Annotated in this window: 16 protein-coding genes and 1 pseudogene; 4 read left to right on the forward strand and 13 right to left on the reverse strand. The window is 48.3% G+C overall.

Going from position 1 to position 17,296, the window contains the following annotated elements:
* Nucleotides 1–20: 20 nt before the first annotated feature.
* Nucleotides 21–887: a hypothetical protein gene (locus NX722_RS17605; protein ID WP_262564155.1), complete on the reverse strand. Its 867-nt coding sequence runs from the start codon at nt 885–887 to the stop codon at nt 21–23.
* Between the two features lie 80 nt (nt 888–967).
* Nucleotides 968–2,809: a dihydroxy-acid dehydratase gene (gene ilvD, locus NX722_RS17610; RefSeq protein ID WP_262564156.1), complete on the reverse strand. Its 1,842-nt coding sequence runs from the start codon at nt 2,807–2,809 to the stop codon at nt 968–970.
* A 220-nt stretch (nt 2,810–3,029) separates the two neighbouring features.
* Here ilvD and NX722_RS17615 point away from each other — a divergent pair, with 220 nt between their 5' ends.
* Nucleotides 3,030–3,674 carry a nitroreductase family protein gene (locus NX722_RS17615; RefSeq protein WP_262564158.1) on the forward strand — a complete coding sequence of 215 codons (645 nt, stop codon included), beginning with the start codon at nt 3,030–3,032 and terminating at the stop codon, nt 3,672–3,674.
* 71 nt (nt 3,675–3,745) lie between these two features.
* Here the strand turns inward: NX722_RS17615 and NX722_RS17620 are convergent, their stop codons facing one another.
* Nucleotides 3,746–4,603 (reverse strand): hypothetical protein, encoded by an 858-nt coding sequence (locus tag NX722_RS17620; protein WP_262564159.1) that lies wholly within the window; start codon nt 4,601–4,603, stop codon nt 3,746–3,748.
* A gap of 184 nt (nt 4,604–4,787) precedes the next feature.
* A complete protein-coding gene (locus NX722_RS17625) occupies nt 4,788–5,498 on the reverse strand; it encodes a DUF3581 domain-containing protein (protein WP_262564160.1) in 711 nt (236 codons plus the stop codon).
* A 453-nt stretch (nt 5,499–5,951) separates the two neighbouring features.
* On the opposite strand from NX722_RS17625, the gene NX722_RS17630 reads away from it, so the two are divergent.
* A complete protein-coding gene (locus tag NX722_RS17630) occupies nt 5,952–6,830 on the forward strand; it encodes a hypothetical protein (RefSeq protein ID WP_262564161.1) in 879 nt (292 codons plus the stop codon).
* 190 nt (nt 6,831–7,020) lie between these two features.
* Here the strand turns inward: NX722_RS17630 and lipA are convergent, their stop codons facing one another.
* The 7 genes from lipA to glpQ all read right to left on the reverse strand — a co-directional run bounded on the left by lipA (nt 7,021) and on the right by glpQ (nt 14,193).
* Nucleotides 7,021–8,046, reverse strand: coding sequence for a lipoyl synthase (gene lipA, locus NX722_RS17635; protein ID WP_262564163.1), 1,026 nt, complete (start codon nt 8,044–8,046; stop codon nt 7,021–7,023).
* A gap of 33 nt (nt 8,047–8,079) precedes the next feature.
* Entirely contained in the window at nt 8,080–8,778 is a 699-nt protein-coding gene (lipB, locus tag NX722_RS17640; protein WP_262564164.1) for a lipoyl(octanoyl) transferase LipB, read from the reverse strand.
* Complete coding sequence (locus NX722_RS17645) at nt 8,778–9,050, reverse strand: HP0495 family protein (protein WP_262564165.1); 273 nt, start codon at nt 9,048–9,050, stop codon at nt 8,778–8,780. The genes lipB and NX722_RS17645 overlap by 1 nt, the downstream gene beginning before the upstream one ends.
* A gap of 74 nt (nt 9,051–9,124) precedes the next feature.
* A complete protein-coding gene (locus NX722_RS17650) occupies nt 9,125–10,321 on the reverse strand; it encodes a D-alanyl-D-alanine carboxypeptidase family protein (RefSeq protein ID WP_262564166.1) in 1,197 nt (398 codons plus the stop codon).
* Between the two features lie 68 nt (nt 10,322–10,389).
* On the reverse strand, nt 10,390–11,184 hold the full coding sequence (locus NX722_RS17655; RefSeq protein ID WP_322740938.1) for a septal ring lytic transglycosylase RlpA family protein: 795 nt from the start codon (nt 11,182–11,184) through the stop codon (nt 10,390–10,392).
* A 33-nt stretch (nt 11,185–11,217) separates the two neighbouring features.
* The gene (gene mltB / locus NX722_RS17660; protein ID WP_262564167.1) at nt 11,218–12,318 is read right to left on the reverse strand and encodes a lytic murein transglycosylase B; all 1,101 of its coding nucleotides are present in this window, start codon (nt 12,316–12,318) and stop codon (nt 11,218–11,220) included.
* Between the two features lie 774 nt (nt 12,319–13,092).
* Nucleotides 13,093–14,193, reverse strand: coding sequence for a glycerophosphodiester phosphodiesterase (glpQ, locus tag NX722_RS17665; protein ID WP_262564168.1), 1,101 nt, complete (start codon nt 14,191–14,193; stop codon nt 13,093–13,095).
* Between the two features lie 233 nt (nt 14,194–14,426).
* Here glpQ and glpT point away from each other — a divergent pair, with 233 nt between their 5' ends.
* On the forward strand, nt 14,427–15,782 hold the full coding sequence (gene glpT / locus NX722_RS17670; RefSeq protein WP_262564170.1) for a glycerol-3-phosphate transporter: 1,356 nt from the start codon (nt 14,427–14,429) through the stop codon (nt 15,780–15,782).
* A gap of 165 nt (nt 15,783–15,947) precedes the next feature.
* Nucleotides 15,948–16,088, forward strand: coding sequence for a hypothetical protein (locus NX722_RS17675; RefSeq protein WP_262564172.1), 141 nt, complete (start codon nt 15,948–15,950; stop codon nt 16,086–16,088).
* Here the strand turns inward: NX722_RS17675 and NX722_RS29100 are convergent.
* Together NX722_RS29100 and NX722_RS17680 are read right to left on the reverse strand one after the other, a co-directional pair.
* Nucleotides 16,079–16,246: pseudogene (locus NX722_RS29100) on the reverse strand (IS1634 family transposase); the annotation flags it as partial. The gene NX722_RS17675 and the pseudogene NX722_RS29100 sit on opposite strands and share 10 nt — an antisense overlap.
* A 40-nt stretch (nt 16,247–16,286) precedes the next feature.
* A complete protein-coding gene (locus NX722_RS17680) occupies nt 16,287–17,258 on the reverse strand; it encodes a hypothetical protein (RefSeq protein WP_262564173.1) in 972 nt (323 codons plus the stop codon).
* Nucleotides 17,259–17,296: the final 38 nt, after the last annotated feature.

A 17,296-nucleotide genomic window follows, 5' to 3' on the forward strand; every position in this document is an offset into this window, starting at 1 on the left:
TGTGACCCGGAAGCTACTTTTTACCATTGAGCTGAACATCCGGCACCACTGTCAGATTCATTTTTCCTGTTATTATCAAAGTCCTTGCATGTCAAGGGAGGATAACCACCGGGAGAGGCTTGTTCGTCCAAAGTCAGTGCCTCAGCCAGATTGCCAGCATCCTGACGGAGAGCATCAACATTTCCTCTGGTCAGTGAATGAACAAAAAAATAGGTACGACTATCCCGTAGTTCCTCTGTAATGACATTAAACTGAACCGGCAGGATGAAAGCCATTAAAGCAAGCTCAAACACATAGAGAATAGTATTCTCCGAAGCATAAAAATAATTGGTTACCAGAGGCGGTTTCGTGTTCGAAGGCGTTGCCCTCAGGTACAAACCGCCTGCCTGAGAAAAGTCTGAACTACATGGATCCCTCCCCCACATAATAACGCTGTTATCGACTCTGTATCCAATTGAACCTGGACGTTTTTCGAGCGGATCGGATAACGATAATGTGTACTGGCCAGTTGGCCATCTTAAAAATGACCCTATATCAGACACTGTCTCTAAAAAACGTCTTCTTAAAGTAGCAGTTGAGGGGCAATCAAGAGGAACGCCACTGTATTCAAGAGCTCGTTTATTTACATCCTCACAGTTTTCCGTACACATGAAAGTTACGTTCAACTGTTCATCCCGGTAAAAAAAGTAAACAGAGTCAGAATACCTGCGAAATAATCTCAGCTCCATCCTCCCATGCAAGTCACTAATAATAAGGCTACCTACGATATAAACTTTTTCTCTACTTTCATCTGCCTGAATAATAACAAATGCCCGGCCATTTTCATCAGAATCCTCAGCCAGAACAGTGTCGGTCAGAAACAGCGAAAAAGGTATAAACAGGAACATACAAAAAACTGCTCTCATCAAATCCCACTTGCTTTAATAAACTTCTAACTTAACCAAAGGAAGTATGGAAATGTCAGGCCTCAGTCCAGCGCCGAAACATCCCTGACAGCACCTTTGTCCGCACTGGTCACCATGGCCGCATAAGCTTTAAGGGCAGCAGAGACCTTACGGGGGCGATCCTTCAAAGGCTTCCAGCCAGCTTTCCCCTTAGCGTCCATATCCTGACGACGCTGCGTCAATACGTCATCAGACACCAGTACATCAATAGTGCGATTCGGGATATCAATACGAATCGTATCGCCCTGCTCCACCAGCCCAATGGCTCCACCGGCTGCCGCCTCAGGAGAAGCATGCCCGATGGATAAACCGGAAGTGCCACCGGAGAAGCGCCCATCCGTCAGCAATGCACATTCCCGACCCAGTCCTCTGGATTTCAGGTAGCTGGTTGGATACAGCATTTCCTGCATACCCGGCCCACCTTTAGGTCCTTCGTAGCGAACAATAACAACGTCGCCTGCTTTAACCCGCCCTTCCAAAACATCGTTAACCGCATCTTCCTGACTTTCACAAATATGGGCAGGGCCTTCAAACACAAGAATACTGTCGTCTACACCCGAGGTTTTCACCACACAGCCATCCACGGCTATATTACCGGTCAGAACGGCAAGACCACCTTCCAGACTGAAAGCATTGTCCAGACTGCGAATACAGCCATTTTCACGATCATCATCCAACGTGTCCCAGCGGGTTGCCTGACTAAAGGCTTCTGTCGTGCGAATACCGGCAGGACCGGCGCGATAGAAGGACTTAACGTGTTCATCTGAAGTGCGTTTGATATCCCACTTATTCAAAGCTTCAGCCAGAGAATCGCTATGAACCGTAGGCAGTTCGTTGTTCAGCAAACCGGCTCGATCCAGTTCGCCAAGAATCCCCATGACACCACCCGCCCGATGTACATCTTCCATATGATACTTCGGGGTATTGGGAGCGACTTTACACAACTGAGGCACCTTGCGGGACAACGCATCAATGTCTTTCATCGTGAAATCCACCTGGCCTTCCTGAGCGGCTGCCAGCAGATGCAGAATCGTGTTGGTAGAGCCTCCCATGGCAATGTCCAGGCTCATGGCATTTTCAAATGCCTGATAACTGGCAACACTGCGTGGCAGAACACTCTCGTCATCCTGCTCGTAATAACGTCTGGTGATCTCAACAATACGGCGACCAGCTTCCTCAAATAGCTGTCGTCGATCAGCATGGGTCGCCAGCATTGATCCATTCCCCGGCAGTGACAGGCCCAGGGCTTCGGTCAGACAGTTCATGGAGTTGGCGGTAAACATGCCGGAACAGGAACCACAGGTAGGGCAGGCAGAGCGTTCATATTCAGCGACTTTTTCATCACTGGCATCCGATGCCGCAATGACCATGGCATCCACAAGATCCAGACCATGGTTAGCCAGCTTTGTTTTACCTGCTTCCATCGGACCACCAGAAACAAAAATCACCGGGATATTCAGCCTCAGCGCGGCATTAAGCATTCCCGGGGTGATTTTGTCGCAGTTAGAGATGCAGACAAGGGCATCCGCAGTATGGGCATTGACCATATATTCCACTGAGTCGGCAATCAGGTCACGACTGGGCAGGGAGTACAGCATCCCGTCGTGCCCCATGGCAATACCGTCATCTATGGCAATGGAATTGAACTCTTTGGCAACACCACCGTGTTTTTCGATCTCCCTTGCCACCAGCTGCCCCATATCTTTCAGGTGTACATGCCCTGGCACAAACTGGGTAAAGGAATTCGCCACCGCAATAATCGGTTTGTTGAAATCATCGTCTTTCATACCCGTTGCACGCCACAGGGAGCGGGCTCCAGCCATATTGCGACCATGGGTCGAGGTTCTTGAACGGTATGCGGGCATGGTTACAGTCCTTCCTGCTCTTTTACTTCTTGGTATTCTTCCTGTTGTTCTTCCAGAAACCTCTCAGCTTCTGACCGCAGCTTATTGCTTTAGATGCGTACTCTCCTCCATGAGGACACCGAAGTATATCAAAAAGCGGTAAAGAGTATGGATTTTCCGTCAAACCCTCTGTACAACACACATTACAGAAATACACCAACGTCCATTGCAGGAGCCATTAATGACCGTTGATATTGTTAAACTGCTTGCCAGCCGCTACAGCACCAAGGTCTTTGACCCGGCTAAAGCAGCGGATGAAGAAAAGATCGAAATTCTCAAGGAAACCCTGCGACTGGCTCCCTCTTCCATCAACAGCCAGCCCTGGCATTTCTTTGTTATCAGCAATGCTGAGTATCGTCAGAAGCTGGTAGACGTTTGCTGGGACAGCAACAAAGGTAAAATGACCTCGGCATCCCATATTTTTATTTTTGCAGCCAAAACAGACTTCACACTGGACGATGTAAAAAAAGTGGAAGAGCTAACCGCCGACGTTCGCAACCAGCCCGTAAACGAACAACGCCTTGCCTACCTGAACAACTACCTCAACAGTATGGAACCGGCTGAACGCACCAACTGGGTCAAACATCAGGTTTATCTGCCTCTGGGACAACTGCTGATGTCAGCAGCCCTGCTGGACCTGGACTCTTGTCCGATTGAGGGTTTCCATCCTGAAGAGATGGATCAACTGATGGGGCTTAATGAAAAAGGCCTGACCAGCGTTGCCATGGTTGCCATTGGACATAGAGACCCGGAAGACTTCAATCAGCCTGACCGGGCAATCAAAGCCCGCTTCCCGATGGAAGACGTTCTGACCGAGATTCGCTGAGTTAAACCATCAGGCGACAGTGGACAGTCAACCACTGTTGTCTGTATACCTGTGCTTTCATACCTGCCCTTTCAAAAAGCCGTTTCACGGAACACGCATGAAGCGGATAGCATTGTATTGTCATCACCCGGATTAACTGTCTGCAAGCGTCCCGGTTCAGTATTTGTAATGTTCAAATACAGAACCCTTCCCACCTGCATAACCGAATACACGATGTTGTTCTCAGGCAGATGCACCGTCCAGCCTGTTCGAAAGTATAGAATTCCCAATGGAAGATGATACGACGGTATAGTTGGGTTAGAGCCCAGAAGAAACTGAGTGAACCGCTCTAACCACTGCCCGTTAAAAAACAGAGTTAAAGGGTTGACCAGAAAAACTTCCCGGTTATCAAAACTGCTGACCTCAGGCGCATTCTGATAAAATGATTCCGGTCCATCTTCTGCAGCCTGAGAACTGCCAAGGAACGACTCCGGATTAGAAAACAACTGATTCCAATAGCTAAGCGTGATCCTGTTTCCATCTTCTAGCCAGTAAAAACTTCTCCCCCCATCTTGCGAGGAGACGACACTGTATGCAACGCGCTGATTTTGGAGACTTGTTATATAAACTGTCCTATCACCAATTGCTTCAATAAAACTCAAGAGACTGTTAATCGTAAACCCTCCCAGTCCATTAATAGTCAGCTCCGCTTCAGGGTTAATCACCGGCTCATTATTGATAGTCGCCGTAGAGGAACCAGAAGCCTGCTGCTCATTGTTGTGACCGTCTTGCCGGATACGACGCATCATGAGCCCTGAGCTGCTGTGCGCCATCATTAATCGTGGCGATCCATTAATGTTTATAATAATTTCGTCACATTGGTTTGCCAGAGCTGAATGGTAAAAGGCTATCAGAAACCAGAACAACACACCTGAAAACAGAAACTTCATAGCCTCTCCCTAATAATCAGAATCCGGGTTTTAATCAGGCAACGTATATCCAAAATATTGTTTTAATAAGTTCCTGATGGGCAAGACGAGGCAGTATAGACTCTCTTATCTGTTGTAATGTACGAAAAAAAGGAGGGGGTTGAAGGCAGCGGAGAAACCGCTACCTTTCAGCGGGAGCTGGTCATCAGGCAGCAAATTGCTGTTTACGTTCTGAATAAGTCGTAATCAGCTGGTCAACACAAGTCTGCTCATATTCGCGCAAACCGGAAAGCAGCATGGTCTTTTTGCCTTTACCGACCAGCTCACCATTGTCTTTAAAAGCAAAGTACAGGGTCACCTTCCCCCGTTTGCCAGACACTTCCAGATGACTGTCTGTAGACTCCAGGGTCAGGTTGGTCAGGTTCAGACGATCCAGCTGTACCGACATGCTTTCGTACATTACCAGCGGGCGGGCGGCATTAATCATGACATTGTTGTCTTTCATCAATGGCACCAGTACATGGGGAAAGTTCTTGCCGGAAAAGGCCACATAACTGCGAATCAGTTGCTCAATCAGAGCCTGATCCCGGGAACACTCCTCACCGTGACGGATACTTAAATACTGTTTGTCATTGTCGTCCACAATGACCAGCTGCCCATCACCTTCAGAAGCAATCAACAGTTCAGTTTCACCACCGACCATACCATTAAAGCTGACGTCCATCGTCTCATACAGCCCCTGACTGGTCAGGATTTTGGCAAACAGCAGGTCGCCAGGCACGCAGAACTTTTTTGCCTCGACATCATGTATCGGGTTGAAGTCATTCGCCACGTATTTAGCAAAATCGCTGGACTGCTGTCGGCTGAAAGAAAACTTATTGTTATCGAGTTCGGTAAAGTATGGATTTAGAAACATGGCTCACAATTTAATCAAAAATATTTTTCATCACCCTGTCAGGGGCAGATGAAAAACGATCTCACTCACAACGGCTCAAGCCGAACCAGCCTTCCATAAGCTTTAAAACAGCCCTGAGCTACAAACAGCCCTGAGCTACAAACAGCCCTGAGCTACAAACAGCCCTGAGCTACAAACAGCATGAACAAAATGGACAGGCAAAGATATGCATCTACCCTGCTGACCGTAAATGATACCGGATTTATTTTGGAACTACTGTAACAGAATGTTTGTAGCCAGATTATCCAGCACAAAACGCTCTAAAAATTTACAATTCTACAATTGATACTATTATTTCTCGGGCATTCTAAAATCCAACCCAAAAAGTGGGAAGACAAACTCCTCATGAGCTCGAGAATTCTCCCAATACATTTATGCCTTTTTATTTTATTAGAATTTTGCAGTGGCACCCTGTTGGCAAAGGATTATTTTTACAAGATGCAAATAACCGTTCCAGGTAAAACCTCTGTCTTTTATGTGAGATCGAAAAATCCCCTGAAGCATCTGTCTAATCACCTTCTTGAAGTAAATTTACCTCAACCCTTTTATCACTGTTCAGTTAATCCTGCCTCCAGCTTCGCACCCGCAATAACTGAATGGGGGAGGGCGTGGAGGCTGAGGCAGCCCGAACAAGTTCCTGAACAGATACCGCGAAGAATAAGTGGAGCATTTCCAATCGGCACTGTAGAAGAAGGGACCTACATACTTCAACCTCTGCCAACATTACCACCCAATGTGACAGAGACTATAGAAGTCAGCAATAATGATATGTATCACCTGCTGGCGACTATCCTGTACCGTTTGCGCAGGCAAACCTATGGACGAGCGCAGGAGTCTTTAGTTGTGTGTTGGGCCTGCAATGGTGCCAGCCGGGAAGCATCATCAGGTTACACCAGTCAGATAACCACTGAACAGCCTTCCTCAATTCAGGAACTATTAGACGAATGGGAATTAACATTCTCTTTAACCGGTGAGCAGTGGGTGTCAAACTTAGAAAGGCTTCTGGAATTTACTAACAACACACTACTATCGGTAAACCCCATGCAGTTAGTCTCTTTAACGGGATCAAGTCCACCAAATTCTTTATTTGCTCATGGGAATCGTGAGATAATTTTTCGAGCCTACCTTCCGGATAGCATTGCAAGTGAGTATCAAGCCCGCCATGCTCTTGGCTTATCAGATTTCGACTTCCCAGTTGCTCTACGCAGAGTGTCCTCACAACCATCAGACGCAGAAGACACGTCAGAAAAATTGGAAGTAACCAAAGATACTATCTTTTCTCCGGCATTCTAAAATCCAACTCAAAAACGGGAGAACAAACCCCTTCCGAATAACATTACAGACCCGGATCAAGTCTGCAGCACTCCTGGCTTGCCAGATTCCCGCAACTTGCCCGGAATTCTATATGATGTGTCTCCCCTGGAATCATCGGACGCAAAAAACAGGTCAGAAGAACTGAAAGTAACTGATCTGTAATAACCCATTACAAGCCAACGTTGTTCTTCTGCAACACCTGCTCAGCACGATAACTTGAACGTACCAGCGCACCCGAAACCACCTCCAGAAAGCCTTTTTCCAGCCCCCACTGACGGTACTGTTCAAACTGTTCCGGTGTGACATAGCGTTCAATCGGCAAATGGTTTCTGGTTGGCTGCAGGTACTGACCGAAGGTAATGATATCCACACCAATCGCCCGCAGGTCATCCATGGTTTCGCCAATTTCTTCATCGGTCTCACCCAGCCCCAGCATCAGGCTGGTTTTGGTAAGAATATCGGGACGGTATTGCTTGGCGTGTTCAAGCACTGCAAGCGTCTGTTCGTAGCTGGCTCGTGGATCACGAACCGGATGGGTAAGGCGTTTAACGGTTTCAACGTTCTGGGCAAAGACCGATATACCACTGTCCATCACTTTCTCAACGTCAGCCATCACCCCCATAAAATCCGGTGTCAGCACTTCGACATCAGTGGCCGGATTTTCAGCTTTGACCCTGCGCACCACTTCCGCATAATGGCGTGCGCCCCCGTCTTCCAGGTCATCCCGGTTAACCGAGGTCAGTACCAGGTATTTCAGGTTCATCAGCTTAACGCTGTTGGCGGTATGTTCCGGCTCGTCCTTATCCAGCCAGCCTTTAGGGTTGCCGGTATTCACTGCACAAAACTTGCAGGCCCGGGTACAGACATCGCCCATCAACATGATGGTCGCCGTACCAGAACTCCAGCACTCATTAATGTTCGGACACATGGCTTCTTCACACACGGTGCTGAGCTTGTGCTTGTGAACAGTGCTTTTTACTTTTTTAAATTCAGTGCCGTATTGCGCCTTGATACGTAACCATTCCGGTTTGCGCATCACCGGTGCCGGATCGTGATGACTAGCTTTAATACCATTTTTGATGGCAGTGATACCATGATCGTTAACAAACTTGGTACCGCTTTCTATTTTGACTGCAGGTTCAACCTGTACTGTAGGAATCAGCCCGCTGCCTGTTGATGTTGTATGACCCGACATTTCCTACTCCAGATTTGATCTATTCGTTCAAGGTCAGGGTAATCCCTGACCTGTTTCTTTTATACGACAGTAACCCAGTTCTTCCATAAGACTGAGCAATAGCTTGTCTGCGACATCCTGTTTGTCAAAATTCTCAACATAATCAACCAGTTGAGTCACTTCCAGCCCTTCGTAGCCACAGGGGTTTATCCGACCAAAAGGTTCAAGATCCATATCAAGGTTAAAACTTAATCCATGGTAAGATCGCTGTTTACGGAATCGAAGCCCCAGAGCCGCTATTTTAGCCCCCTGAATATACACCCCCGGAGCTTCTGGCCGGGCGCAGGCTTCAATCCCATAGGCCTGAATAACGTTGATAACCGCCTGCTCTATCCCTGAAACAATGGCTCTCGGACCTTTCTGTAAACGTTTAACGTCCAGTAAAAGATAGACTACCAGTTGACCCGGTCCGTGGTAAGTCACCTGGCCTCCCCGGTCAACCTGAATCACCGGAATGGCTCCCGGATTCAGAACATGCTCAGCTTTACCTGCCTGTCCCTGGGTAAACACAGGGTCATGCTCCACAAACCAGAGTTCATCAACGGTGGTTTCGTCCCGGGTTTCAGTAAATGTTTTCATCGCCTGCCAGACAGGCTCATAAGCCTGCCTGCCAAGCATTCTGACATTCAGTGGCAACACCTGACCAACTGCGTCCGCGCCCATAATGTCGGCTTCCCCCTCAGCCACTGGCATCAAAGCACCATTTTAACCCGCCCGGTTGCTTTCAGGTCTTCAAAAATGGCTCGCAGCTGGTCTTCACCAGTAGCGATAATTTTTACCATCACAGACTCGAAGTTACCGGCACGGCTTGGTTTAACGCGGCAGTTACCGTCGTAGTCAGCCGCATGCTTTTTGACAATTTCAACACAGACATCTTTAAAATCCGGAGCGGCATTACCCATAATGCGGATTTCATAGTCACTGGGAAATTCAATTTTAGGGGGTTGGGGTTGCTGTTCAGCCATTACTTTTCACAAATTCTAAACAAATGATGAAGCCCATAGGGGAAACAGGGCTTCATTACAGCCAGCAGCGCTGCTTAAAACAGGCTGCTAAAAAACATTACGATACTATCCCAGATGACCTTGAAGATACTGCCACGCTCGACCGAACGCTGTGCCAGCAGCGGCACTTCTTTCACGACTTCTTCGCCACGCATCACCTTCAGGCTACCCAGTTGCTGACCACGGGTAATCGGGGCTTCGATAGCAGGGTCCAGTTTCATCACTGCGGTCAGTTCTTTGCCTGTGCCACGAGGTACAGTCACAATCAGGTCTTTCTCGACCATGACGTTCACTGCATCGTCAGCACCTTTCCAGATACGAACAGATTCCAGCGGCTGACCGCCACGCTTGATATCGACGTTTTCGAAGAAGCGGAAACCATAAGTCAAAAGTTTCTGGGCTTCTTCTGCTCGCTGCTTCTCGCTGTCAGCCCCCATGATAACGGTGATCATACGACGCCCGTCGCGATGTGCAGTGGCTGCCAGATGATAGCCTGTTGCCGCAATGTGGCCAGTTTTCAGACCGTCCACACTCGGGTTGGTCCACAGCAGGCGGTTACGGTTCGCCTGGCGACGCAGAGGTTCACCAGTACGCTTGTTCACACCATACTGATAATACTTCTGAGCATACAGACTATAGTATTCCGGGTAATCCTGAATAATGTGCCTGGACAGAATCGCCAGGTCGCGGGCTGTTGAGTAATGGTCCTCTGCTGGCCAGCCGGAAGAGTTCACATAATGAGTGTTCACCATTCCAAGCTTGCGAGCCGTGCCGTTCATCATCTGGGCGAAACCCTCTTCGCTACCAGCGATGTGTTCAGCCAGTGCCACGCTGGCATCGTTACCGGACACAATGATGATACCTTTCAGCAACTCTTCCACCGGAACCCGGTCACCCACTTCGATAAACATGGTTGAGCCACCCATCCGCCAGGCTTTTTCGCTCACCAGAACCTTATCCTGACGACCAATATTGCCCTCAGCCACTTCAGTTTCACCAATATAGGCCGTCATCATTTTGGTTAGACTGGCCGGGTGCATTGGCTCGTCGATTTTTTCGGCAGCCAGGATTTCACCACTGTCGGCATCCATCAGGATATAGCTTTCGGAGGCCAGTTTCGGGGCTGCAGGAATAAATGCAGAAGCCTGAGCCCGGGCAATACCCGTCCCCAGACAAAACATCATCGTGACCAGCCCGGCCAGACGCCGGACAGGGTGTTTTCTTTTACTCATTAAGAAACAGCTCTGAAAAATTAAATAGCAGGATATTATAATCACGCCTGCCAGTTAAAAGTAATAGGTTATTGTGCAACATTTTCGTAAACCAGATACGGTGGGTCAAACTGCCCGGCTTCAAGTGTATCCAGCAAAATTTCCATATGATCCGGGGTTTGAATCGGGCCAATTCTCACCTTGTAAAGAGGTTCATCTTCACTGTCGTTTTTAACAATCCTGACCGGAGTGTCGGTCGACGCTGACAACTGTCGCCGCATTAACTGGGCATTATGGTAATTGCTAAAGGCAGCCATCTGCAAAAACACTTCCTGATGCTCACCTTCAATATCGGCGTCTGCGAAAGCACCAACATCAATGCCTTCAACCAGAACCTCCGTAATGCCTTCATCCGCAAAGCCCAGCTTTTTCGCTGCGGCAAAAGAGAGATCGATAATCCGGTCATCAACAAACGGCCCCCGGTCATTCACCCGTAAAACCACAGAACGGTTATTCGTCTTGTTGGTGACTTTCACGTAGGACGGCAATGGCAGGGTCTTATGGGCAGCCGTCATTCCATACAGGTCGTAGACTTCTCCATTCGCTGTCTGCTTGCCATGAAACTTGGTGCCATACCAGGAGGCGATGCCCTCTTCTGAGTATTCATTGGCTGACATCATCGGCTCATAGACAACCCCCTCATGCATATATGAGGAATTTTTAATGGCTCCCTGATGTACCACCGGAATCGCATCGGGAATATCACCGACATCTCTGGGGTTAGCAGGCGCTCCATCTTTCTGGGAAACCCCGGCACAGCCTGAAATGAATAAAGTGATCAGGCCGGCAAAACCGACCTGTCTAAATGTTGTTGTAGAATGCATAAACCGCGTAACTTATTTTTCAGGACTAATTTTTCAAGACTTATTCGCCACTGTGGGTTCTGTTTTTTTCTTTTGTACGGTCGTCTTATAGCCAGTATTGACTTCTTTTGCCAACTGGTGAACCGCCATCGCATAAAGCTTACTGCGATTATACGTGGTTATGACCCGGAAATTCTCCATTCCCAGCCAGTATTCAGTTCCTTTCTCACCTTCGAACGACATGGCAACCGCTTTGGTCGCAGATGGCAGCACGCTCACAGGCTTCCAGCCGGCAGTTTCCAGCTGCTTCAGGGTTTTAGCCGGTCTCACCGTTTTACCAATGGCCTGCTCATATTTTGTACCCTGAACCTTCGCTTTACTGGCAATGGGTTTACCCGCTCTCCAGCCATTCTCTTTAAGGTAATTGGCAACACTGCCAATGGCGTCCTCTTCCTGTTTCCAGATATTAGACTGCCCGTCACCGGTAAAGTCTACAGCATAAGCCCTGTAGCTCGATGGCATAAACTGTGGAATGCCCATGGCACCCGCATAAGAGCCGGTCAGCTCATGGGGGTCAAGCTTCTGCTCACGAACCAGAATCAGGAACTCTTTCAACTGCCGGGTAAAAAAGGTGCTGCGTGGTGGGTAGTCAAAACTCAGTGTGGACAGGGCATCCAGTACTTTAAAACCACCAGTCAGGCGACCATAGTAAGTTTCTACACCAATAATAGCGACAATAATCGGCGCTGGAACACCGTACTCTTTTTCAGCCTCTGCCAGTGTTTCTGCATGAGCCAGCCAGAAATCGACGCCCTCATTCACACGCTGGTCGGTCATGAAAATCTTGCGGTAATCTTTCCATTCCAGCCTTTTTTCAGCTGGACGACTGATCAGCTCAAGCACCCTTTCAGACTTCTGAGCCTTACCCAGTAAGGCTTCCACTTCTTTTCTGGAAAACTGTTCGTTCTTGACCAGGTCTTTAATAAACGCTTCAACCTCCGGTCTGGTTGAAGCATAAGAGGCTTTCTGTTCGCTGGGGCTCTGCTCGCCGGAAGCCTTTTGTTCGCCTTCAGGTACAGAAGCAGCCATCATCACCGTTGAGATCAGACAGCCTGCGGTCAGTGCCAGTATTTTGTTTTTGGAAAAAATGACCATATTTTAAGTCCTCTGAATACTGCTGTCATACTCAAACAGACACTCATTAGTGGCTGACCAAAGAACAAATGATCAGCCTTTCTGTCTGAGTCACCCTTTCGTGTCGTACAAAAACAGGGTGCTATTTTTTCTACTCTACAGCAGTAATCCGGGAACAACTAGCAAGAACGTGTAAGACAGTTGTCAACAAAAAATAATTAACAATATATTGTTAATCAACCATTAAGGAAACATGACTCTCTGGCAGCATCTCCCTGATCATTCAGGTTTGCTTATGCCCCGCTGCCAGTCACTGGTGGATTGCGTTGGGTAGTCTGGCTTTTTCAGTACTGGTTTTCAGCTGTCGCTTAGTGGTGTGTCTTCGTCTTTCTTTTCTTGGAGAGCTGGTGACTGAAAACACTGTCGTGTTGGCTCTGGGCGAGGCAATAACTTGTAAAAACAATCATCAGGCCCATCGCCTGACTGAAAAATTTCACCTGCGCTCCCATTGAACCTTGCCTGCCCACAGCTGAAAGACGATGCCCGCTACCCCAGAGGGTGCCACGAAAGGGAGAGAAGACTCACCAGCACGGTATTAAAAGTGGCTCAAAATGGGCATTTGATCCACTTCAATTGCAGGTGTTCATAGTGACTCTTCGACTATTGCCATGTACTCACCCCAGTCATCTGTATTTTCAGGCTCCTGGGGCTGGCTTGAAATGGTCGCAAGCAGCCCTCCTGGTTGATATACCCATGGACTGCCTGTAATGAGTGATCAAGCCCCACAGCTGGCTGTCAGGATCTGTTTTTTTCACTGCCAGACCGCTGAATAAACTGCACTGCCCGATCCGGAAAATCAGTGAACACCCCATCCACACCGACTCGGTTCAGGAAAATATCCAACATATCTTCAAAGCCATCTGCGTAGGTTGGAATACGTCCCTGATCGGCTCTGAATGTGTAAGGATGCACCTCCAGCCCAGCCTGTTTAGCTGCTTTGATCATTGGTGTGACAACGATGTTCTTTTTAGTGGATGCATTATCCACTAAAAAAGGCTTCCATGGCCCGATACCATCGGCGTATTGTGCTATTTGTTCCATCGCTCCAGGCTTAAACATCCAGTCGTAGTTGTAGGGAGCAGCCTGATCCCCCTTGTACACCATGGTTTCGTTCCAGCTGGTTTCTGCCATGAGCTGCACGATTTTTAAGTGCATCCCCATCGCCGGCATCAGCTCTTTGGCAATCCGTCTGGTCTCATTAGGATCAAAGCATTGCAGATACACTTTATCCTGCTGACTGGTATAACCATACTGCTTAAGGGTTTTAAGAACAGCGGTGGAAATATCCTTACCTTCATGACGATGGAACCAGGGAGCCTTAATCTCCGGGTAAATACCAATATTTCGTCCTGTCGAATGGTTTAATCCTTGAATCAGTTCAATCTCTTCGGCCAGCGTGTGCACATGAAACGAGGATTTCCATATTGGGAAGCGCTCTGGAAAAATCGCTTTAGTGCTGGCTTTGGAGAATTCATTGGATGTCAGGGTGAAGCCCTCTGTCATTTTCAATCCCTGAATTTCAGTCAGATCAAAGTCAATGGCAAACCAGCGCTTCTTGCCATTTTCCATCCGAAATCGCTCCGGGTATTGTTTAGCCACATTGGTCACCCGATCCAGGTAGTGGTCATGGAGCACCACCAACTGGTCATCACGGGTCATTACTACGTCCTGCTCAATGTAGTCTGCCCCCATAAAATAAGCCGCAGACTTTGCCGCCAACGAGTGTTCCGGCAGATAACCACTGGCTCCACGATGGGCGATCACCACTTTACTACTGGCTTGCAAAGTACCCGATGCCAGAATCAGACTGATGGCGAGAGTTGCACATTTCTTCACATAGTCCCCAAATGGACGGTGTTGTTTTGTGAGCAAAAGTGTAAGTTCAAGATCGAAAACGAAGATTGATATACGTCAATCATGAGCTTTTTTGTTCAATTATTGTCCTATATCAATTGAAAATGAACATTATGTCTCTATCATTTGCTACCCCTTGGCACCGGGTGAGGTATTTTTGACCAGACATAAAAAGGTCACCCCCAGTGCTTCATGCCCCTTTTTATGGAGACACTATGATCGGAATTTTCAAGCCAGCAGCCCATCAGCCCGCTATGGCGCCTGACCAAGTGGACGGCAACTATAAAAAACTGCGTTGGCAGATTTTCATGGGGATTTTTATCGGTTATGCCGGCTACTATCTGGTTCGAAAAAACTTTTCTCTGGCGATGCCCTTTTTGATCAATGAGATGGGTTACAGTCGTGGCGATCTTGGTGTGGCTCTGTCGGCAGTGTCTATTGCCTATGGGCTGTCCAAATTCCTGATGGGCAGCGTGTCGGATCGCTCAAATCCACGCTTTTTCCTAGCCACGGGTCTAATCATGTCATCCTTGACCATGTTTACCCTGGGCTTTATGCCATGGGCAACCGGCAGCATTGCCGCGATGTTTATCCTACTGTTTCTCAATGGCTGGTTTCAGGGCATGGGCTGGCCTGCCTGTGGCAGAACAATGGTGCACTGGTGGTCTAAAACAGAACGCGGTGGCCTTGTTTCCGTATGGAATGTTGCTCACAACGTGGGGGGAGGGCTGATTGGCCCACTATTCCTGCTGGGAATGTTTCTGTTTAGCGACGACTGGCACTCTGCTTTTTATGTCCCTGCCGCAGGGGCCATGTTGGTGGCTGCGTTTGTATTGCTGGTGATGAAAGATACACCCCAGTCTTGCGGCCTGCCTTCTATTGAAGAATACCGAGATGACTACCCGGAAAATTACGACAAGAGTCATGAAGAAGAGCTGAGCGCCAAAGAGATCTTCTTCAAGTTTGTCTTCCGCAACAAGTTGCTCTGGTATATTGCCATTGCCAACGCCTTTATCTATCTGATCCGTTACGGCGTTCTGGACTGGGCTCCAACTTATCTGTCCGAAGCCAAAGGCTTTTCCGTCGACAAGTCTTCCTGGGCTTACTTCCTGTATGAGTGGGCAGGAATTCCCGGCACGCTGCTGTGCGGCTGGATTTCAGACAAGGTGTTCAACGGCAAACGTGCACCGGCAGGCATCGTCTTTATGTTACTGGTTACCGTGGCTGTTCTGGTTTACTGGTTCAACCCGGCGGGCAACCCAACCATTGATATGTTGGCACTGATTGCCATTGGCTTCCTGATTTACGGCCCGGTGATGTTGATTGGTTTGTACGCATTGGAGCTGGTGCCCAAAAAAGCGGCTGGAACCGCAGCGGGCCTGACCGGTTTGTTTGGTTATCTTGGTGGTGCAGTCGCCGCTAATGCCATGCTCGGTTATACCGTTGACCATTTTGGTTGGGATGGCGGCTTTATGTTGCTCACTGCCAGCTGCCTGCTTTCCACGGTGTTGTTGGCAATGTCCATGAAACACACAGAACAAGACCAGTCAGCCATCGCTCAACCTGCATAAGCGAACGGTTACTCCCGGGTAAGCCCGGGAGTCTTGCGGCGGTTTTGTGAAGAGGTTGTAGTTCAATGGCGCTGACTTAAGGCTCCAGCCCTTGATATAAAAAGGCTTGCCCAAGAAGAAAATCGACTATAAAAGTCGTGTAAAAATTAACACCCCGGGCAAGCCATGACCAAGTTTAGTCCAGAATACCTCAGCCTCGCTGACGATCTTCGTAGGCAGTACGCATTGACTGGAGATGAAGGCCTTTCCGACATACTCACCAGCGAAGACCTTGTCACCGTCATTCACCACACTATTCAGGAATAAATTTCCTGGTACGTTGAGCCCAAAATAAAAATGATCGTCGATTGCCTCTCTGATATTCCAACCATGTGTTTCTCCGTCCCGTTAACCGACAGCACATGAATCCCATCAAAGCACAGGAAAACCCATCTGCCCGTTGGATTCTGGGCTGGTTTCTTCTTAGACGGTTGAGACTTCAGCAGTGAGGTGAAAGTGACTGGTTCAAGACTTTGATAAGGTTATCAACACTAATGCTGCGATAAAAAGCAGAAACATGAACGTTAAAATTTTATTCGTTCCTTCTGGCGCACCTTTAAACTCTTTCCAGGCAAACACGCCCCATGAAGTTCCCACAAGTGGGGCTGCGTTGCTCAGGGCGTAGGCGATGGTTGAATTTTGTCCTGCTGAAATAAAGCTTACAACTAATCCCAGCATCCAGATTGATCCACCCAGAATACCCCAGAGGTGAGAGGTAAGAGTGCCTTTGAAGTACTCTGTAATTTTAACGGGCTCGCTATCAACAGGGTGTGCCATAAATATCGGGTTAATTACAAACGTACTCAGGAAAGCGCCCAGGGCAAAGCAGACGACTCCTGAGTAGGGCGTTAACTTTCCGGTGCCACTCAGACCAAAGGCCGGATCCATACCGTACATCGTAACCGTATAAAAAGGAGCGATAGACAACCCTCCCAATACTGCCAGGACGATACCTTTCACAGAGCTGCTGCCCTTACGTTGTGAAGCAAGTCGGCGATAGGCAACCATGCTCAAATAGATAGCGACAATTCCAAAAGCCATACCGCTGAACAGCAACACAGGATTACTACTGCTACTACCTGTCGTATTTATCTCGGTAATATAGCCAAGAATAGTTCCTCCCAACCAGGCTAATCCAGCACCTATTGGGAAGCCTATAGCCAACCCTGCCAATGAAATAGCTGCAGAAATAAGGAAGCTGCCAATATTCCAGAAAACCCCTCCAAGTACGCCATAGCCAATACTTTGCAGATCAGCCTGCTGAATATCTTCTAAAAAGGTTCTCCCACCTGGCTCAGCACCAAATGTTCCAAGAGTGAACGCTGCTAAAAGGGCAAATAGCAATAGCCCTACGGCAACATCCCAGTAGAACAGTTCAAACCGCCAGTTTTTTGCTGCCAGCTTCTGAGTATTCGCCCACGACCCCCAGCAGGTCATGGCAATCAGGAAGAAAAATACAGCCTGCGCATAACTAT

Origin of the sequence: Endozoicomonas gorgoniicola, from assembly GCF_025562715.2 — a bacterium.
Classification (GTDB): Bacteria; Pseudomonadota; Gammaproteobacteria; order Pseudomonadales; family Endozoicomonadaceae; genus Endozoicomonas_A; species Endozoicomonas_A gorgoniicola.

Coding starts and splice junctions, on each gene's coding strand:
- ilvD (WP_262564156.1), bottom strand. CDS start 2,809: ATGCCCGCATACCGTTCAAGAACCTCGACCCATGGTCGCAATATGGCT.
- NX722_RS17615 (WP_262564158.1), top strand. CDS start 3,030: ATGACCGTTGATATTGTTAAACTGCTTGCCAGCCGCTACAGCACCAAG.
- NX722_RS17605 (WP_262564155.1), bottom strand. CDS start 887: ATGTTCCTGTTTATACCTTTTTCGCTGTTTCTGACCGACACTGTTCTG.
- lipA (WP_262564163.1), bottom strand. CDS start 8,046: ATGTCGGGTCATACAACATCAACAGGCAGCGGGCTGATTCCTACAGTA.
- lipB (WP_262564164.1), bottom strand. CDS start 8,778: ATGCCAGTGGCTGAGGGGGAAGCCGACATTATGGGCGCGGACGCAGTT.
- NX722_RS17645 (WP_262564165.1), bottom strand. CDS start 9,050: ATGGCTGAACAGCAACCCCAACCCCCTAAAATTGAATTTCCCAGTGAC.
- NX722_RS17625 (WP_262564160.1), bottom strand. CDS start 5,498: ATGTTTCTAAATCCATACTTTACCGAACTCGATAACAATAAGTTTTCT.
- mltB (WP_262564167.1), bottom strand. CDS start 12,318: ATGGTCATTTTTTCCAAAAACAAAATACTGGCACTGACCGCAGGCTGT.
- glpT (WP_262564170.1), top strand. CDS start 14,427: ATGATCGGAATTTTCAAGCCAGCAGCCCATCAGCCCGCTATGGCGCCT.
- NX722_RS17675 (WP_262564172.1), top strand. CDS start 15,948: ATGACCAAGTTTAGTCCAGAATACCTCAGCCTCGCTGACGATCTTCGT.
- NX722_RS17650 (WP_262564166.1), bottom strand. CDS start 10,321: ATGAGTAAAAGAAAACACCCTGTCCGGCGTCTGGCCGGGCTGGTCACG.
- NX722_RS17680 (WP_262564173.1), bottom strand. CDS start 17,258: ATGACCTGCTGGGGGTCGTGGGCGAATACTCAGAAGCTGGCAGCAAAA.
- NX722_RS17655 (WP_322740938.1), bottom strand. CDS start 11,184: ATGCATTCTACAACAACATTTAGACAGGTCGGTTTTGCCGGCCTGATC.
- NX722_RS17620 (WP_262564159.1), bottom strand. CDS start 4,603: ATGAAGTTTCTGTTTTCAGGTGTGTTGTTCTGGTTTCTGATAGCCTTT.